At 62.4% G+C, this 16,599-nt stretch carries 15 protein-coding genes; 6 read left to right on the forward strand and 9 right to left on the reverse strand.

Annotated elements, in window-relative coordinates:
- Nucleotides 1-162: 162 nt before the first annotated feature.
- From VGE08_RS00580 to VGE08_RS00595, 4 genes are read right to left on the reverse strand one after another with little or no spacing between them, the layout of a single operon-like run.
- Nucleotides 163-1,092 carry an FAD:protein FMN transferase gene (locus tag VGE08_RS00580; protein WP_331065897.1) on the reverse strand — a complete coding sequence of 310 codons (930 nt, stop codon included), beginning with the start codon at nucleotides 1,090-1,092 and terminating at the stop codon, nucleotides 163-165.
- A 27-nt stretch (nucleotides 1,093-1,119) separates the two neighbouring features.
- Nucleotides 1,120-2,424 carry a DUF3570 domain-containing protein gene (locus VGE08_RS00585; RefSeq protein ID WP_331065898.1) on the reverse strand — a complete coding sequence of 435 codons (1,305 nt, stop codon included), beginning with the start codon at nucleotides 2,422-2,424 and terminating at the stop codon, nucleotides 1,120-1,122.
- A gap of 15 nt (nucleotides 2,425-2,439) precedes the next feature.
- Nucleotides 2,440-2,652: a DUF4266 domain-containing protein gene (locus VGE08_RS00590; protein WP_331065899.1), complete on the reverse strand. Its 213-nt coding sequence runs from the start codon at nucleotides 2,650-2,652 to the stop codon at nucleotides 2,440-2,442.
- Nucleotides 2,653-2,666: 14 nt separating this feature from the next.
- Nucleotides 2,667-3,155 carry a TlpA disulfide reductase family protein gene (locus VGE08_RS00595; RefSeq protein WP_331065900.1) on the reverse strand — a complete coding sequence of 163 codons (489 nt, stop codon included), beginning with the start codon at nucleotides 3,153-3,155 and terminating at the stop codon, nucleotides 2,667-2,669.
- A gap of 272 nt (nucleotides 3,156-3,427) precedes the next feature.
- Between VGE08_RS00595 and VGE08_RS00600 the strand changes: the two genes are divergently transcribed.
- From VGE08_RS00600 to VGE08_RS00610, 3 genes are all read left to right on the forward strand, one after another.
- A complete protein-coding gene (locus tag VGE08_RS00600; protein ID WP_422664274.1) occupies nucleotides 3,428-3,862 on the forward strand; it encodes an SPW repeat protein in 435 nt (144 codons plus the stop codon).
- Between the two features lie 805 nt (nucleotides 3,863-4,667).
- Nucleotides 4,668-4,874: a hypothetical protein gene (locus VGE08_RS00605; protein ID WP_331065902.1), complete on the forward strand. Its 207-nt coding sequence runs from the start codon at nucleotides 4,668-4,670 to the stop codon at nucleotides 4,872-4,874.
- 343 nt (nucleotides 4,875-5,217) lie between these two features.
- The gene (locus VGE08_RS00610) at nucleotides 5,218-5,523 is read left to right on the forward strand and encodes a hypothetical protein (RefSeq protein WP_331065903.1); all 306 of its coding nucleotides are present in this window, start codon (nucleotides 5,218-5,220) and stop codon (nucleotides 5,521-5,523) included.
- Nucleotides 5,524-5,555: 32 nt separating this feature from the next.
- On the opposite strand, the gene VGE08_RS00615 is transcribed toward VGE08_RS00610, so the two are convergent.
- Entirely contained in the window at nucleotides 5,556-6,335 is a 780-nt protein-coding gene (locus tag VGE08_RS00615; protein WP_331065904.1) for a helix-turn-helix transcriptional regulator, read from the reverse strand.
- 153 nt (nucleotides 6,336-6,488) lie between these two features.
- Here VGE08_RS00615 and VGE08_RS00620 point away from each other — a divergent pair, with 153 nt between their 5' ends.
- Nucleotides 6,489-7,385, forward strand: coding sequence for a 3-keto-5-aminohexanoate cleavage protein (locus VGE08_RS00620; protein ID WP_331065905.1), 897 nt, complete (start codon nucleotides 6,489-6,491; stop codon nucleotides 7,383-7,385).
- A 62-nt stretch (nucleotides 7,386-7,447) separates the two neighbouring features.
- Here the strand turns inward: VGE08_RS00620 and VGE08_RS00625 are convergent, their stop codons facing one another.
- Entirely contained in the window at nucleotides 7,448-9,694 is a 2,247-nt protein-coding gene (locus VGE08_RS00625; protein WP_331065906.1) for a TonB-dependent receptor, read from the reverse strand.
- Nucleotides 9,695-9,811: 117 nt separating this feature from the next.
- On the opposite strand from VGE08_RS00625, the gene VGE08_RS00630 reads away from it, so the two are divergent.
- Nucleotides 9,812-11,059, forward strand: a complete 1,248-nt coding sequence (locus VGE08_RS00630) for an MFS transporter (RefSeq protein WP_331065907.1) — start codon at nucleotides 9,812-9,814, stop codon at nucleotides 11,057-11,059.
- Nucleotides 11,060-11,096: 37 nt separating this feature from the next.
- On the opposite strand, the gene VGE08_RS00635 is transcribed toward VGE08_RS00630, so the two are convergent.
- Both VGE08_RS00635 and VGE08_RS00640 read right to left on the reverse strand, forming a co-directional pair.
- Nucleotides 11,097-12,077, reverse strand: a complete 981-nt coding sequence (locus VGE08_RS00635; protein ID WP_331065908.1) for a fumarylacetoacetate hydrolase family protein — start codon at nucleotides 12,075-12,077, stop codon at nucleotides 11,097-11,099.
- A gap of 58 nt (nucleotides 12,078-12,135) precedes the next feature.
- The gene (locus VGE08_RS00640) at nucleotides 12,136-13,341 is read right to left on the reverse strand and encodes an alpha/beta hydrolase-fold protein (RefSeq protein ID WP_331065909.1); all 1,206 of its coding nucleotides are present in this window, start codon (nucleotides 13,339-13,341) and stop codon (nucleotides 12,136-12,138) included.
- A gap of 259 nt (nucleotides 13,342-13,600) precedes the next feature.
- Here VGE08_RS00640 and VGE08_RS00645 point away from each other — a divergent pair, with 259 nt between their 5' ends.
- Entirely contained in the window at nucleotides 13,601-14,284 is a 684-nt protein-coding gene (locus tag VGE08_RS00645) for a TetR/AcrR family transcriptional regulator (protein ID WP_331065910.1), read from the forward strand.
- Here VGE08_RS00645 and VGE08_RS00650 read toward each other — a convergent pair.
- Nucleotides 14,254-16,596, reverse strand: a complete 2,343-nt coding sequence (locus VGE08_RS00650; protein ID WP_331065911.1) for a TonB-dependent receptor — start codon at nucleotides 16,594-16,596, stop codon at nucleotides 14,254-14,256. The two genes, VGE08_RS00645 and VGE08_RS00650, sit on opposite strands and share 31 nt — an antisense overlap.
- Between the last annotated feature and the right edge of the window lie 3 nt (nucleotides 16,597-16,599).

A 16,599-nucleotide genomic window follows, 5' to 3' on the forward strand; every position in this document is an offset into this window, starting at 1 on the left:
CGACACCTTAACGCCAAAGGTGCTTGGTTAAACGTCTTTGTCGCAGCGGTTCGCGGATGGCGGATAGCGGTTAGCCAAATGAGCTGAATCCTGGCCTCCGTTCTGCCAAACCACTAACCGCCAACCACTGGAGCAATGGCGCTACCTAAGTGCCATTGACCTTCACTCGGACTGCTCGCGTGAGAGTTGAATCCAGTATCGCGCGCCACTCTCACGCAGGAACTGCTCGCAATCCCTTCCCCGCAGCATCGCCAGTGTCGTCAAAGTGCCAGCCTGCGTGCAGGTGTCCGCTGCGACAGTGATGGAATGGGGCGCGTCCGGGACCGGCCAGCCCGTCAGCGCATCGATGATGTGTGAATAGCGGCGGCCCTGATGGAGCACGAACCTGCGGGAGTCGCCGCTGGTAGCAAGTCCACCGCGGTTCAAGTGAACGAGGCGGACTGCAGTGCCCTCGCGCCCCCATGCTTCGATTCCGACTCGCCATGGCTGTCCATCCTGGCGAGGATTGCGCACGACGACATCGCCGCCGAAATTGATCAGGCAACTGCAACCTGGCGCGATGTCCTCGACGCGCGCCGCGGCCTGGTCCACCGCATACTCCTTACCGATGCCGCCCAGATCGATTTGCATGCCGGGCTGCAATCTCAGAACCGGATTGCGCCATTCCACGTGGCGCCATCCGACACAACTCATGACGGCGTCGATCTGCGCTTGCGTGGGCACGACGCTACCGCCATCGAAGGTCCACACCTTGCGGAGTACGCCAGAGGTGATATCGAAACGACCTTCCGACATTTGCGTCAGTGTCGCGCCGAACTCGATCAGGGCGGCGGACTCCGCATCGAGCGCAACCGCGCGCCCTGCATTCGAATTGATCATGTGCACGACGCTGTCGGCGCGGTAGCGACTGAACTTGCGTTCGATGCGCCATGCGCAAGCCGCCGCCGCATCGACGATCCGCCGGGCGAGAGGCTCCGTCGCCTGCTCGATGAGCACCTCGCAGGGCGAGGCCATGGCCATGAAGCGCCCGGCCCAGTAGCCGGGCTCACGACTCAGGCTGATGGACGCGCTATGCGAAGCCGGTTCCGACATGTCGAAGCCACTCGCTCCACGCTTTTGCTACAAGCCAAAGCGGTAGCCGAATTGAGCGATCACCGCCTTCAGGTCGGGGTATTGCTCGCGACCGAACTGATTGCCGATCAACTGCTCGCGCGCGATCGTACCGCTTTGCTGGTAATACTCGACACGCGCGCTCCACTCATTGCCGCCGGCGGTTCGATGGCCGACCTTCAATCCGACGGTCACGGCATCGAATTCGCCCAGGCGAAAGTCGGCTGACGCATACGCTGGCAACGCAGCCCCTTGCACCAGGCTCGAATGATAGAAGTCCGCCTGCGACTGCATGTAGTAGCGAAGTTGCGGCTCGATGTAGCTCGCCTCACCCACGGGCCACCGTAAGCGAACCTCGCCGGTATTCGAGTCGATGCCCCAATCGTCGGTCATGAAACGATAGGAGCCATACAACACCGGCGCGCCGAACGCATGTTTCATCTCCGCGTACAGGCTGTGCTTCGCGCGCGAGTCCGGCCGGCTCTCATAGAGATAGACACCCGTGGGCCCCTGCACGCCCGGCGGTGGCGTGCGCACAATCGTGTCGCCCGTGACCGGATCGACGACGCTCAGGATTTTGTATGGATCATTCAAATACCCACTGGACTGGCTGTAGGAGTAGTTCACGCGCAGCAGCGTGTTGCGCGAGAGCACCTGGGTGACGCCCAATAGCAGGTCAAGAACATCCTTGCTGTCGCTGCTGCGCTTGTTGCTCGAATCGCCCACGTCCAGCATCTGCGATAGCGGCACGGGTGCACCGCCCACGGGATCGATGTCATCTTTCGACCAAGCCACGCCGGCACTCACAGTCGTGTTGCGCTTGTTGAAGTCGCGAGCGAGTGACACGTTGGCGCCGAGATGGGTGTAGTCGTACTCGGTAGAGAAGCCGAGCCCGGCGGATACCGTGTACAGCCTTGCGAGCGGTTGAGTCCAGCCCACATTCAGCGCGAAACGCGTATCCAGGAACGTGTCGTCCAACGGCGTTTTCCCGGCTGGCGTCGTGTAGACAGCATGCCCGGAGGGGCTCGTGAACGTCTGAGGTGTATCGGTTGCGATCGCGCCGCTCGCCGATGCCCCGGTGAGCGTGTCTGCCGTGAGCGTAAGGTTCAGGAGTCGATCGTCGAATGCGCGCTGCGCGCCGATCGTCGCGCTCACATCCTGCACTCGGTCGTCGCTCTCGCCGTAGTAGAGCAATGCAGTGTCGAAGGACCAACGTTCCGCTTCGTCTGCCATGACTCGCCCTGCGGCTCCGGCGCCGAGCAATGCACAAGTAGCCGCGGCGAGCTTGAGGCTCAGATTGTTGTCGTCGCTCATACGATCCCCTGCTCGTCAGTTACAACCGCAACCACCGCCGCCAAAGCCGCGCCCGCCGCTGGAGGCCTCTTTGCTGAAGTAGATGTGATCGTCGATGGCTGCATCGACCGGGCTTGCGTCAAGAGACATTTCGGGGCGCGCGAGCACATCGCGCTGCCATGGCTCGACCCCGAGACTCGCGCAGCCTTGCAGCAGCAGAAACATCGTGAGCAAACCGAGTGTTTTCATGAATCCTCTCTCATTCAGTCCTGCGACGAAGCCGCGCGAGCCGCGGCACTGTCGGAAAGCAAGCGCTCCAGTTCCGCTTCCCGCTGCTCGCGCATGCCGTTGCGAAAGCCGATATGCACGCCGACCTGCTGGCCATCTCTTCCGATGAGGTACGAACTGGGCATGCCGGGAACCTGATACCGCGCGGCCAGCGAGCCATCCGGGTCGTACACGATCTGGAATTCCGCCGGGGTCTGCTCGAGGAAGCGCTGGGCCTCGGCGCGCTCGCGATCGACGTTGACGCCGATGACGACCAGACCGCGGTCGCGATACTTGGCTTGCATTTGATTCAGCCATGGAAAGGATTGCCGACAAGGCGCGCACCAGGACGCCCAGAAGTCGACGATGACCACCTTGCCCCGCCATCGATCCAGATCGAGCCGGTCAGCGCCGGCCAGGGCGGCCGGCGTCAGGCAGGCGAGCGCGGCCAACCATATGAATCTACGGATTTTGTCTAGCAGCATGCGGGGGCGCCGGGGGCTTACACGGGAAGCAGCAACAACTCCTCTTTGGGCGTTAGACGCGCCCGCGTGAGCAATCAATCGCGCCGGCCCGCCGCAGGCGAGTGCCACCTGCTCCCAAGCCTTGAATTTCCAAAACGCCTGCCTATAGTTTTTCTCGTTTCAGGGCGGGTTCCGCTGTTTGGGAGTCCTCCCCGGGTCCTCAGCTCGAGCACAGCCGTGCGGCGCGCGAGAGGTAGTAACCCCCGCGTCGTCCCCTGGGGCCCCGCCAGCCGGTGCTCGCCCCTGAAATACCGACACGATTCAGTTTCACTGTTGCTTTCGGAGGCGTTATGAAACCGAGACGATGGCAGGACTGGGTCAACGTCATTCTCGGCGCGTGGCTGGTGGCCTCGCCGTGGGCACTCGGCTTCGCGGACAACGTCCTGGCAGCGCGCAGCGCATGGGTGCTCGGCGCAGCGGTCGTTGTATTCGCCGGGATTGCCGTTTACATGCCCAAGGCGTGGGAGGAAGCCGTCAACATCATCCTCGGCATTTGTTTGCTCATATCACCCTGGGTCTTGGGGTTCATCGAGCAGGCAAACGCTACGGCGAATGCCGTGATGGTGGGCATCCTCGTGGTGGCGCTGGGTGCCTGGGCCATGGTCCGCGATACGGACTTCCAGAAATGGAAGGATCAACATCGCGGAGCCCACGGAACGACGCGCTGACGCACACGCGCCGATATAAACCCCAGATCGATGCGGGCGGGCGAGCAACCCGCTCGCCTGCGTCACCGCGCGCTGCGAAATCCCAAAGAGCGGGCCGCTCATCCAACGGCCTGTCAAACGGCCTGGTGAACGACCCGCCGTTCGCTGTTGCACACCAGCGAAGGTCTGCAATGCACTTTGCTGCGCCGGCGTAGTTACAAATTTCTGAGAGAATTATTTATTTGCCGAGATCACTTCCACTGTCTGGCCGGTCTATGTCTATAGTCCCCTTCGGGTAAACAGTCATTAAATCCATTTTCGAGGAAGTAATGACCGTCCCGCTGCCCAAGCGCCCGAAGGGGACTCCTGTAACGATCCCGCCCCGGAATAGGCCCCAGCATAACCCGGGCGTAGCGACTGCGTGTTGGCCGGGCGGTCACGGAGTGCGGGACTGGCGCCGCTCCTGATCGTTTAAGAACCTCTCGCTGCCGGCTCCGAAATCGGCCAGCGCATTGGCCACCGGGCCATGGCAGTCGGCGATCTTGGTGATGTGGTTCTGGTGTGCCCACTGAATCCCGATTGTGTGCTCTCGCCCATTTATCGCCCCGCCTGTGATTGAAGCCTTCGTACCCCTCCTTGCACCCGGCAATGAATGCGGCGCGCTCCTCGAAATCCGCGAGCGATGAGGACGCGCAGGCTTCTTCGGATGGGAGGCTATGGCGACCGGCTTTGCCCGCAAGTGAGCCTCAACCACGCGTTTGACAATGCACCGGCATGCGCTCTTAATCGAGGCTCGAAACTGGTCCGTAACGACAGGAGGAACACCATGCAGATCAAGCTACAAGCGTTTGTTGCAGCAATGCTCGCTGTCGCGCTCCTTGCGGCATGTAACAAGCGGGCCGAAGAAAGTACCGTGGCCGCACCCGAAGCCAAGGAACAAACAGCGCAACCCTCGCAGTCCAGCACTGAGCAAGGAACGACGACCACGTTCGGGGAACCGACCCCTGAACCGCAGCAGCCCCCCGCTCAGTAGCTCCCGCGACGCCGGCCATGGACGGTCGGGCGCGCGCAGCTTCGATCGCGAGCCCCAACCCGAAGCCGCCCGCATATTGTTCGCGTTCTCGATCAAGTTTCGAACGGCTCGCGCAAGCGCTTCGGAGCGGCAGGTGTGGTGTACGTTTGTCCTCGCTCACGCACTGGTTCAGGCTGTGACCGGGTGGTCCCGCTACGGCGAATCAAGTAACCTGCCCGCTCCAGCCAGGGATGAAGACTGAAGAGTTCACGGAGCGAGCATGCGTTTCTTTTTGTTGTCGATGGTGTGCGTGGTGTCGGTCGGGTGCGCGAGCCGACCGTCGGCCAGCGAGGAAATGCGCCTCATGGCCTCCATCCCGACCTGCACCGGCGAAAAGGATTGCGAGTTCAAGTGGGCCGCCGCGCGGCGCTGGATGGTGTCCGAGCTCACCGAGAAGCTGCAGCACTACGGCCCCGACTTCATGGAGACTTTCGACCCCGAAGACAGCGGCATCGGCGGTCGCGTCATGAAGGAACCGGTCGACAAGAACACGTACCGGATCGTGATCGACACCTGGTGCAGGGGGCTCGGCTGCTTTGTCTCGGAGACCCGGCTCAAGCAGTCCTTCAACGATTACGTGAACGGCGAGACCGGTGGTGCTTCGCCCTGACCGGAATCGACGGCGGCCACGACTCCGGCTCGTCAGTGCGTCACGAGCGTGCACAGCTCGATGGGACTCGTCACACCCAGCCGCTGGTAGGCGCGCTGACGATAGGTGAGCACGGACGTCTTGGCGATGCCAAGGTCGACTGCGGTTGCCTCGATCGTCATTCCAATGGCAGCTCGTGCGCAGACTTGCCTCTCTCGTGCGGTCAAACACGGATACTGTTTGGCGAATCGTTCTTCGATCTCCGACACGGACGGCGCCATCAGAGTCCGGCGCCGCGCGCGATTCACCGGCAGCATGGGCAACACCAGGCACGCAAGACCGATCAGCGAGCTCACCTCATCATCGGAAAACCTTCCGTCCGAAGCGTGACGCGCGACGCTCATCACGCGCCAGGCATCGGCACCGCGCTGAATCACCGACATTCGCTCGATGATGCCGGGCGTGTCGAAGATGCGGCGGCGGAATCCGGGTGAATCGATATCGCTGGGCCGGACCCTCACCATGGCAACGTCGCTGCACGCCGGTGCCGCGTGGTAGGCGTCGCACACCGGATCGAGCGGCAGATACCATTTTCGATACGCCGGAAACAGCTCGACCAGCCCTGGCTCGCCGAAGAAATATTGCAGAGAAGACTCCTCGCGGCTGGTGGCTTCGAAGAGGTAGATCCGGCGGGCACCGGCGGTCAGCGACATGACCGAATCGCGCACGGTGGTTCCGAAGTCCTCGGTTCCAATCGCGCCCAGTAGCTTTTCGTAAGCCGCGCCAGTGGCGGCGGACGTGCGCCAGTCTTTGATTTGCACGACGTGGGACATGCACCCTCCTCGGCTGCCCGCAAGGTTTCTTCTGATCGGATGTTGCGCTCCGCCCCCCATACATCGCAAGCCTGTCCTGTCGGCAGAGGACAGCCATCCACGGCCAGCGCGTTAGATTTCCATCTTTCAGTCGCAATCGGAGGGAGGCAAGGTATGCTCGCCGGAAACAAGGTCATCATCACCGTTGCCGTCAACGGCGGCATGCAACAGGATCGCGACGGCGCCATCGTCCCCAAGCAACCTGTGGAAATCGGCGAAGCGGCGGCACGCTGCTACGAGGCCGGGGCCTCCGTGATCCACGTGCACGCGCGGGACAAGCATGGCAGGAACTCGGGCGATCGAGAGATCTACGCGCAGATCATTCGCGAGATCCGGGCTCGCTCGCCAATCTTGATCCAGACGACCAACGGCATCGGCGTGCGGCGCGACCCGCAGACAGGACAGTTCATCTGGCCGACCGATGCCGAGCGGCTCGGCCTGCTCAGCCTCGATCCCCAGCAGGACCTGTTCGGCATCGCGGCCGGATCGGCGGATTTCTACAATCCAGAAGGCGGTTATCCGGAAGAAACACCCTACGTGAACTCGCCTGCCCTGCTGAAACAAACCATCCAGGCCGTGTACGAAAAGGGCTCAGCGCTCGAATACGAGGTGGTGGAAGCCAGCTCGCTGCATCGCCTGGTCCGCTATGCCGAGGAAGGCCTGTTCGATCGCGATCGGGACAATATGTGGCTGCTGCACGGTGGCGGATTCGGCGCCACGCCGCCGGTCGCTCGCAATGTTCTGTTTGCAATCGACGAAGGCCTGCGTCTATTCCCCAAGGCCATCTGGGGAGTCACGGCGACCGGCCGAGATATGTTCCGGATCGTGACGCTGGGACTCTCGCTGGGTTGCGACCTGGTGCGCGTGGGATTCGAGGACGGCATTCACCTGCCCGATGGCAGCGTCGCGCGCAATAACAGCGACATGGTGCGTGCGGCCGCAGCCATCGCTGCGATCTACGGCATGAAGCCGGCGACCGTCGAAGAAGCTCGCCGGCGATTCCGCATCTAGCCTGCCGTTGAGCGGGATGCGGCTCGTCTGAACAACGAGCCGCTCCCATTGGAAATCGAATACTAGAAATCAAATGACGCACGCACCCCGTATGTACGCGGCGCTTGCAGGTTGACACCGACCACCTGATTCGCTGCGTAGGCCACGCTCACGGTCTCATTGGCGATCGTATCCTCATCCGTGAGATTGGCTACATACCCCTTGATCGTGAATCTGTCATCAGCGGTCGTGTATCCAAGTCCGAGATCGACACGCGTGGTGCCGTAGGTGCGTGTTTCCGGAATGTATGCGACATCCGCCTCGAAGGCCGCTTCATAGCGCGCCCGGGCCTCTGCAACGAATCGACCGCCATTCGACAACGGGAAGGTCTGCTCGATATTGCCCACCACGGTCCACCGAGGCGAGCGGATGGGCGTGGTGCCGGCACAATCCACTGTGGCCTGTGGGGCGCCCGGAGTCACTCGACATTGCGAGCTTGCCGGAGGGGGCGCGATGGTCAGATAGCTGAACGAATCGTACTTCGCCTGGAGATGCTGAACTTGCGCACCGATGCGCGTTGTTGGCGTGAGCAGAAATTCGCTGTCGATTTCAATTCCATACGCGTGCGACTTGCCCGCGTTTTCCGTCACCAGCGCGGCCGAGGTGCCGACCAGCTTCACGAAAGAAACCTGCTGGTCTCGATAGTCGAGATAGAACGCTTCCGCGTTGAGCTGCAGCCGATTGTCGAAGAAACGGTTCTTCGAACCTACGACATACGACTTGACCGTCTCCGGCTCATACGACTGCGCTTCTGGCGGGCCGTAGAAGAAACCGCCTGCCTTGAAGCCGGTGCTGACGTTTGCGTAGATCAGGCTGCGATCCGCGATGTCGTACTCGACACCGAGCTTCCAGTTCAGCTTGTCCCAATCGCGAGTGTCGACCACGACGCTGACCGGCGGACCGATCGGTGTCGAAGGAATGACTGGATCGGGGCCGACGGTATTGGCCAGGTTGTAACGAAAGCTGTTGCTGCTCTTCTCTTCGTAGGTGTATCGCACGCCGCCGGTGATGCGGAATGAATCGGTGAGCGCGTAGCTCAGCTGGGTGAATGCGGCGGCGGTCCAGCCTTCGAGATTCGTGTACTGGTCGCTGAAATTGAAGCGTGTTGGATTCTCGCTGTTGGCGTGTGCTGTCATCTCGGTGTCGAGATAGTACGTGCCCACGACATACTGCAACGGGCCCGCACCCGTTGACGCCAGGCGTAGCTCCGCCGAGAACTGCGTCGGATTCTGCTCTTCGAGCAGCAGCCAGCTGGTGCCACTGCCCTTATATGAATTTCGCGATTCGCGATAGCCGCCGATGAAGCTGACCGTGCCGAGGCCCGTGTTCCAATCGATGTTCACGCCCCCGCCGTAGTAATCGCCGTCGATCCGGCTGTCGCGGGTCTGCGGAGCAAGGCCGAAGGGAATGTATTGATCGGGCAGATCCGCGACGGCCGTATGGGGGTCCGCCGCAAAGCACGTTCCACCGGGACGCCCGAGCGATGCGCATTGCTTGCGCACGGTCGCGCCCGGACCTCGCCCGCCCTGATGCGCGAAGTCCCCGGACAACAGGATCGATAGACTGTCGCTCACTTCGAACAGCAGAGACGCGCGACCGGCTGCACCGTTGTCGTCGCTCGTACCGTCACTCATGAAGCCGTCGCGACGCACGCGCTGCCCAGCGAGGCGAAACGCGACGCGCTCGGACAGTGGCACGTTGATCATACCGCCCACGTTGAGACGACCGTAGTTGCCGACCTCCGCCGACGCGTTGCCGGTGAAGCCGAACTCGGGACGATTCGGGATGATATTGATCGCACCGGCGGTCGCGTTGCGGCCGTACAGCGTGCCTTGCGGTCCCTTCAGGATCTCGACCCGCTCCAGGTCGTAGTACAGGCCGTGAATGATTGTCGGCGTCGCCAGATAGATGCCATTCAAGTTCACGGCGACGGCCGGATCGGCGAAGGCATTGCCGCTGAGCGAGCTCACCGAGCGAACCGAGAACGTGGTGTAAGGACCCGCCGAGGGATTCACTTGCAACCCGGCCGTCAACGCGCTGAGGTCCTCGGTCTGACTGATACCTCGGCTTTCGAGATCTTTGCCTGTCACCGCGGTGATCGCGAGCGCCGCCCTTTGCACGTCTTCGGAACGCCTCTGCGCGGTGACGATGACTTCCTCGAGACCGCCCCTTTCGTCCGGTGGCGGCGCGGACTCCTGCGCGTGCGCGGATATCACAGTGACTGCGTGAACTGCAGCCAGCAGCATGCCGATCTGGTGTGTCGACCTCATCGAGCCCCCTCGAACTGCCTCACCCGTTGTTATTGCAGCACCATAGCCAGCCAGATCCGGGGGGTCTGTCCCCTCGCCAGAGGACGAGTGAGTGCGGCGTGATCGGCTACAAACACCATGATGAGCTCCTCCCTGGCAATGCCCCTCCAGGACCGTCGCCTGAACCTGGCGACCCTGCTGCTGATCGGCTTGTGCGCGCTAGTCTATCTGCTGGACGGGCTCAGCCACTCTATTCTCGGGCCGCTGGCTCCTGCCATCGCACGCTCGCTCGAGCTGGGCAACGCCGAGCTCGGGCCGATCTTCTCGGCAAACCTCGTCGGCCAATGCATCGGCCTTGCGTTGCTGCCGATGTTTGCAGGCCGCGCGGGTCAACGCGGTATCGTGCTCATCTGTCTGGCAGGATTCGGGCTCGCGCAAACCGGTAGCGCGCTTGCGAACGACGCAACCGGTCTGTTCCTGTGGCGGCTGGTTACAGGAGTTTTTCTGGGCGGTTGCCTGCCGAGCTGTCTTGCGCTCGTCACCGCTGCGGCGCCTGCAAGCAGACGCGGGCTGGCGATCATGCTGCTGTTCATCGGCTATGGGCTCGGCGCCACGCTCGCCGGCCTGGTCGCCAACGCATTCGTGGAGCTCGGCGGCTGGCGTGCAGCGATGGCCGCCGTCGGACTGGCTTGCCTGGCAACGCTGACAGTGTCGTGGCTATGGCTGCGCGAAATCCGTGACACCAGCAGTGACGGCGACCGGGAAGCCGACATGAGCCAAGGCCGGCGCGTGCTCGCTCTATTCTCACCCGATTATCTGATCGGTACGCTCATGTTGTGGATGCTGTTCATCTGCATGCTCACGATCAGCTACTGCCTGAACTCCTGGCTGCCGACGTTGCTGGTCGAAGCGGGAAGAAGCGAACGGTTTGCGGCCCTCTCCGTTTCCGTGTTTTCCCTGGGCGGCATCATCGCCGCGCTCGGCGTGGGCGTACTCATCGATCACTTCGGTGCCGTGCGGACACTGATGACCTTTCTGGTGATCTCCACCGCGCTGCTGTTCACGATCGGCCAGGCGCTGGCTACGGCGTCCGACCCTGTGCTGATGGTGCTCCTGGTCACGTGCGGATTCTTCGTGCTCGGCGCTTACGGCGGCGTCAACGTGGTGCTGGCGACGTTCTATCCGGCCCCACTGCGCGCCCTCGGCATAGGCTGGGCGAAAAGCGCAAGTCGCTTCGGTAGTCTGATTGCACCCGTTTTGATCGGCGCCGGCCTGAGTGCCGGCATGTCGGGAACTGCTGTAATGTCGCTGTTTGCGCTGCCCGCGGCGCTTTCGGTCATGTCATTGGCCGTGATCGCGCTTGGTCGCCGCGAGCGTTCAGGATAGCAACGGCCCTTCGGCGCGAACCCCATCGGAGCGAACCCTAGGCGCGAACCATGCGTTGATCGATCGCGCCAAAAATGCTCCGGCCACCAGCATCGAACATCTCGATCCGTACTCGATCGCCGAACCGCATGTAATCGGTGAGCGGTTTGCCCTGCTCGGCAATCTCGATCGCCCTACGCTCCGCGATACAGGCCGATCCCACGACGCTGTACTCGGCGTTCGACACCGTGCCCGAGCCGATGATCGTTCCGGCACTGAGATTGCGCGAGTAGGCGGCGTGGGCGATCAACTCATGGAACCCGAAACCCATGGCGCCCGCATCCGGACGACCGAACTGCCTGCCGTTCCAGGAAACGTGCACAGGACCGTGCAGGCGGCCATCGTGCCACGCCGGGCCGAGCTCGTCGGGCGTCACTGCGACCGGGCTGAAGCTGGTCGCGGGTTTTGCGTGAACCCAGCCGAACCCGGTCTTCATCTCGATCAGCGCCAGCGATCGCAGGCTGGCGTCGTTGGCGAGCATCACGAGCTTCACATGAGATAACGCGGCTTCGGCCGATATACCCATCGGCACCCGATCGACCACGACGGCGATCTCCGCTTCGAAGTCGATGCCGTCCGCTTCGCAGGTGAGCGGCATGTCTTGTGACGCGCCGAGAAAATCGTCCGACGCCCCCTGGTACATCAGGGGCCGAGTCAATCTGCCTTCGAGCGGCGCGTGCTTGAACGCGCGTTCCATGAGATCGCCATGGCTGTGATAAGCCGAACCATCGAGCCATTGCCAGGCCCGCGGCAACGGCGCGGCCGCCTCCGCAGCTCGAAACTCGAAGGCATCATGGACACGGCCATCGTTCAATGCTTCATAAAGCATTGCGAGTCTCGGAGCGACAATAGCCCAGCTTTCCAGGGCCAGCCGCAGATTGGCAACGATGTTCCCAGCGTGCGCGGCCATGCGAAGATCACGAGAGACGACGACCAACTGACCGTCCGGAGAACCATCGCGAAGTGTTGCGAGCTTCATGACCGCATCGTAACGCAACTTCGGCTGCCGCGAGCAACGCGGCATCTGCAAACAATCATCAGCTGCGCGTTTTTCGAGTCCTGAACAGCCGGGGTGCAAAGTCGTGCAACGCGCGCCGCCAGGTCTGCCACTCGTGGTCCGTGCCCTGCGACTCCACATAGATATGCTCGATGCCGGCGGCATCCAGGTTCTTGTGCAGCCCGCCGATCCTGGCGTGAAACCTTTCAGGTTCGGCGGTCCCGACGCCGATCCAGAACACGTGTACCTTCTTTGCAAACCCGGCGGCATCGGCGAATGCGCCCTCGTAGTCCGTCTTGGGATCGAACTTGCCGGCCGAATCTCCGAGCACGCCGCCGGCGCCGCTGAATCCGCCAATGTGAGAAAACAGGTCGAGGTGCCTGAGCGTGATGTGGAAAGTCTGCATGCCGCCCAAAGACAGGCCCGCCATGGCGCGGTTATCTCGATCCGTGAGCGTTCTGAAAGTCTTGTCGATGAAAGGAATCAGAGCCTGTGTGACGTCGTCTTCAAACGTCGAGGTCATGTGCTGCATGGCCTGCCACATCTGCGGCGAACCGAAGGGCGCCGGCTCGGGCAAAGACTCGCCGGCGCGCAACGCGTAGCCATACGCCATGACGACGATCATGGGCTCGGCCTGGCGAGCGGCGATCAGGTTGTCCAGAATGAAGTTCGCACGCCCCTGACGGATCCAGCCAGTCTCGTCTTCACCGCCGCCATGCTGCAGATAAAGGACCGGATAACGCCGCTCGTTCTGCGAGTCGTATCCCGGCGGCAGATACACCAACGCATGTCGCCACGTTGCAGTGACCTGCGAGTGATACCAGACCTCGCGCACCTGGCCATGCGGAACGTCCTGGACGGAATAGAACGTCGTACCCGGCTCTGGAATCTCCACGCCGCTCGCGTGTCGTGAGCCGCCGAAGAATGCCTGACTGCCCGGATCGGCAACCTCGGCGCCATCGATGACCAGCGTGTAGTAATGGAATCCCGGCACCAGTGGCTCGGTCGTCACGGTCCAGAAGCCATCGGGCTGCTTCTGCATCTGGAGCTTCGGCCCACTCCAGAAATTCAACCTGACAGAGTCGGCTTCGGGCGCTTTCACGCGGACCTGCACGCGTCCTGCATCGTCGATGCGCGGATACTGAGCGCCCCACACGTTGGTGCTCGCCGGTCGAAAGCTCTGTGCCGCCTGTGCCAGACACATACTCGTCACCAGGACGCAAGCCAGTGCCGCCATCCACTTCATGCGATCCCCCAGACCACTTGCTTCAGCTCGAGTGTGTGTGTGTCTGGAGCGTACTAGATCACCGCGACAACGGTTGCGTCAATACTCGGACAAATGATTTCTCCCAGTATTTCACCGTCCGATGAAGATGCCGCCCCCCATCGCGTCCGCTATTGCCAATTTCCAGGCAGGGAATACCATCCCAGAGCCGCAACCTGGGACGACTATCGTTGCACCGGTGCGCGCCCGATGAGCTCAATACAGATGAGTCGATAAGACAGTGCGCTCGAAAAAGAACACGGTCGCAAGGCCCACGCCGAAAATGGATCGTCGCTGGGAGCGCACGCGCGCCGCACTGTTGAACGCCGGCCGCACCTTGTTCGCCTCGCGCGACGTCGAAGGCGTGACCGTCGATCAGATCGTGGCGACCGCCGAAGTCGCCAAGGGCAGCTTCTACAATCACTTCGTCGACAAGGACGTATTCGCTCGCGAGATCGCCAGCTCCGTCCGCCGCCAGGCGGAACAAGCGGTCAACGAAGCGAATGCCAACGTTACCGATCCTGCCGTGCAGCTGGCGCGCGCGCTATGTGTCTTCATGCGCTTCGCCATCGAACATCGCGAGAGCGCTCGAGTGCTCTGGCGCCTGAACTCCGGCGCAACGATGGTCGATGCGCCCATCAACCGCAAGCTCCGCAATGACGTGCAGGAAGGCATTGCGCAGCAGCGCTTCAAGCACGTGGATCTCGAAGTCGCGGCACTGCTGGTGATGGGCACCATCATCATCTCGCTGCGTCACGCCCTGGAAGATCGGCTCGTGACGCCGCACGTCGACATCGCCACAGGCATGGCGGCCGGCCTGCTCCGCTCGCTGGGCGTGCCGCCGGCCCAAGCCGAGCGACTCGCCCGCGAGGCGGCCGAGGACATTCTGACGGATCAGAAATCCACGCTCGCCGAAACGAAGTAGTTCCTGGGCCGCGAATAGATCGCCTCGGCGTAGCCAGCCGACGTGCTGAACGACGAGTTGCCGGCAACGCGATACTGCTCGTCGGTCGCGTTGTTCACGCCGGCCCTGAAGCGCCACGCGCCCAGGTCGAGCGTGAGCGATGCATTCACCAGTGTCACATCCTTCAGTTGCGCCACTTCGACGGAGTTCGCGGCGTCGAAGAACTGCTCCGAGGTGTAACTCAGGTTGATTCGCGGCGTGAGCGTGGCGTTGCCGATCTCGAAGTCGTAGCCGACACCGAGATTCGCCTGCCATTCCGGTGCGAACGGCAGAGTGTTGTCCGGGCCAACCGTCTGCGTCGTGCCCGGCACGACTGCAATCTCATCGAATTCATTGTCCAGGTAGCCGGCGCTGGCTTCCACGATCAAGCCGCCCGGCGCGTAGGTGAGCTCCACTTCCGCACCTTCGATGGTGGACTTGCCCGCATTGAACAGCAGCGGCACGATGCCGAGCCGGTACGTCAACTGCATGTCGTCGTAATCGGTGCTGAAGACGGCCACGTTCAGGCGCAGGTTGGCGCCGATCTCGGACTTGATACCCAGCTCGATGGTCTCCGCCGTTTCCTCGTCGAAAGCGACTGGCAGGTTGTCCGTCGGCGCCTGGTTGTAGCGCTGATTGAAGCCGCCGCTCTTGAAGCCCTGCGACCAGCTCAAGTAGGTCATCACCGATTCGTTCCAGCGATACTGGATGCTCGCCGAGCCGGTGGTGGACTCGTACTTGTTCTCGAACGGCCGCGGAATGATGTTGAGGCCGGGCCCGGCCACGAACGGCGTATTCAACGTGGTCGGAATAACCACTGGCGCCGTCAAGGGCGTCACGGTGAACGAAACGATGTCGATGCCCTTGGTCTCCTCCGTGTAGCGCACACCCGCCGTCAGGCTCAGCGCATCGGTGGCTTCAAACGTCCATTGCGTGAACAGGGCGAAGTTGTCGTTGTCGATGAGCGCGCGCTGATAGTCGAGCGATCCAGGGATCGCACCGCTCGCCACCAGCGGCGGCGGGGCCGCGAACGGCACCAGCAGGAAATCATCGACGCTCTCCTCGAAATAGAAAGCACCGACCACGCCGCGCAGCCGCTCGGTCTCGATCAGGGCCTGCAACTCCTGACTGAACTGGTCGCCCGAGCTGGAATAATCCGTGTGCAGCACGAGCAACCCGGTATTGTCCGCGTCGCGGCTGCCGCTCCAATCCAATTCGCGATACGCGGTGATCGACTTCAGGGCGAACGTATCGCTCAGCTGCCAGCGCAGAGTCCCGGAGACGCCCCAGTTCTCCAGAGTGCTTTCGGCACGAGCATTGCCGCCGTTGCGATACTTGCCGAGATCCCAGGTCGCATCGTTCGCGCAGCGCGGGTCCACGATGTTCTGCGGCACAGACGGCGGTGGAAACGTCGCGCCCGGGCATCCGGCACCTTGGCTGATCGCTGCTGGAAACACCTGAGATTCGTTGATGGCTTCGAACACGAATGGCGAGCCGTGCTCGTCTTCCTTGGTGTAATCGCCACGCAGCGTGAGAGTGACACTGTCGCTGGGCTTCCAGTTCAAGGAGGACTGCAGGGTGTACGTGTCCTCGTTGCCCAGATCGAGCCCGTCGAAAACGCGTGTGACATAGCCGTCACGCTGACGTGCACCGACCGAGAACCGTGCAGCCAGGCTGTCGGCGATCGGCACATCGACGGCGACGAAGCCCTCGTAGAGATTGTCGTCGCCGACGCCGACGCGCGCCGTGCCACCGAATTCCTCTCCGGGCAGCGTCGTGGTCAACAGCACCGCGCCACCGATGGTGTTGCGCCCGAACAGCGTTCCTTGCGGACCGCGCAAGATCTGCACGTTTGCAATGTCACGAAAGTCGAGGACACCACCGACCGATCGGCCCATATATACATCGTCGATGTACAGGCCCACGCCCGGATCGACGCCGGATGAACCGTCGCTCTGCCCGATGCCGCGGATATATACCTGGGCGGCGGAGTTGTTGCCGGTGAGCGGGCCGTAGCTTGCGAACTGCAGGTTCGGCGCGACCTGGTCGAGATCCTCGGTGCTGCTGATCTGCTGACGTTCCAGTGCCGCCGCCGAGAATGCCGAGATGGCGATCGGTGTGTCCTGCAGGGATTCTTCGCGCTTGCGGGCGGTGACGACCACCTCCTCCAGCGACCCTGCCTGCCGGCCCTCTTGCGCGACACTGATGCCGGGCACCGTCAGGCCCATGATGATCGGCACCTGCCATGCGGCCATCCACACGCGTGCGCCAGTGAATGTTTCTTTTACACTCATCGT

This window comes from Steroidobacter sp., from assembly GCF_036406195.1.
GTDB lineage: Bacteria > Pseudomonadota > Gammaproteobacteria > Steroidobacterales > Steroidobacteraceae > Steroidobacter.

Bases quoted from the DNA above. Each gene is read 5' to 3' on its own strand.
- VGE08_RS00595 (WP_331065900.1), bottom strand. From the start codon at position 3,155: ATGCTGCTAGACAAAATCCGTAGATTCATATGGTTGGCCGCGCTCGCC.
- VGE08_RS00625 (WP_331065906.1), bottom strand. From the start codon at position 9,694: ATGAGGTCGACACACCAGATCGGCATGCTGCTGGCTGCAGTTCACGCA.
- VGE08_RS00620 (WP_331065905.1), top strand. From the start codon at position 6,489: ATGCTCGCCGGAAACAAGGTCATCATCACCGTTGCCGTCAACGGCGGC.
- VGE08_RS00590 (WP_331065899.1), bottom strand. From the start codon at position 2,652: ATGAAAACACTCGGTTTGCTCACGATGTTTCTGCTGCTGCAAGGCTGC.
- VGE08_RS00630 (WP_331065907.1), top strand. From the start codon at position 9,812: ATGATGAGCTCCTCCCTGGCAATGCCCCTCCAGGACCGTCGCCTGAAC.
- VGE08_RS00610 (WP_331065903.1), top strand. From the start codon at position 5,218: ATGGCCTCCATCCCGACCTGCACCGGCGAAAAGGATTGCGAGTTCAAG.
- VGE08_RS00585 (WP_331065898.1), bottom strand. From the start codon at position 2,424: ATGAGCGACGACAACAATCTGAGCCTCAAGCTCGCCGCGGCTACTTGT.
- VGE08_RS00635 (WP_331065908.1), bottom strand. From the start codon at position 12,077: ATGAAGCTCGCAACACTTCGCGATGGTTCTCCGGACGGTCAGTTGGTC.
- VGE08_RS00650 (WP_331065911.1), bottom strand. From the start codon at position 16,596: ATGAGTGTAAAAGAAACATTCACTGGCGCACGCGTGTGGATGGCCGCA.
- VGE08_RS00615 (WP_331065904.1), bottom strand. From the start codon at position 6,335: ATGTCCCACGTCGTGCAAATCAAAGACTGGCGCACGTCCGCCGCCACT.
- VGE08_RS00640 (WP_331065909.1), bottom strand. From the start codon at position 13,341: ATGAAGTGGATGGCGGCACTGGCTTGCGTCCTGGTGACGAGTATGTGT.
- VGE08_RS00580 (WP_331065897.1), bottom strand. From the start codon at position 1,092: ATGTCGGAACCGGCTTCGCATAGCGCGTCCATCAGCCTGAGTCGTGAG.
- VGE08_RS00605 (WP_331065902.1), top strand. From the start codon at position 4,668: ATGCAGATCAAGCTACAAGCGTTTGTTGCAGCAATGCTCGCTGTCGCG.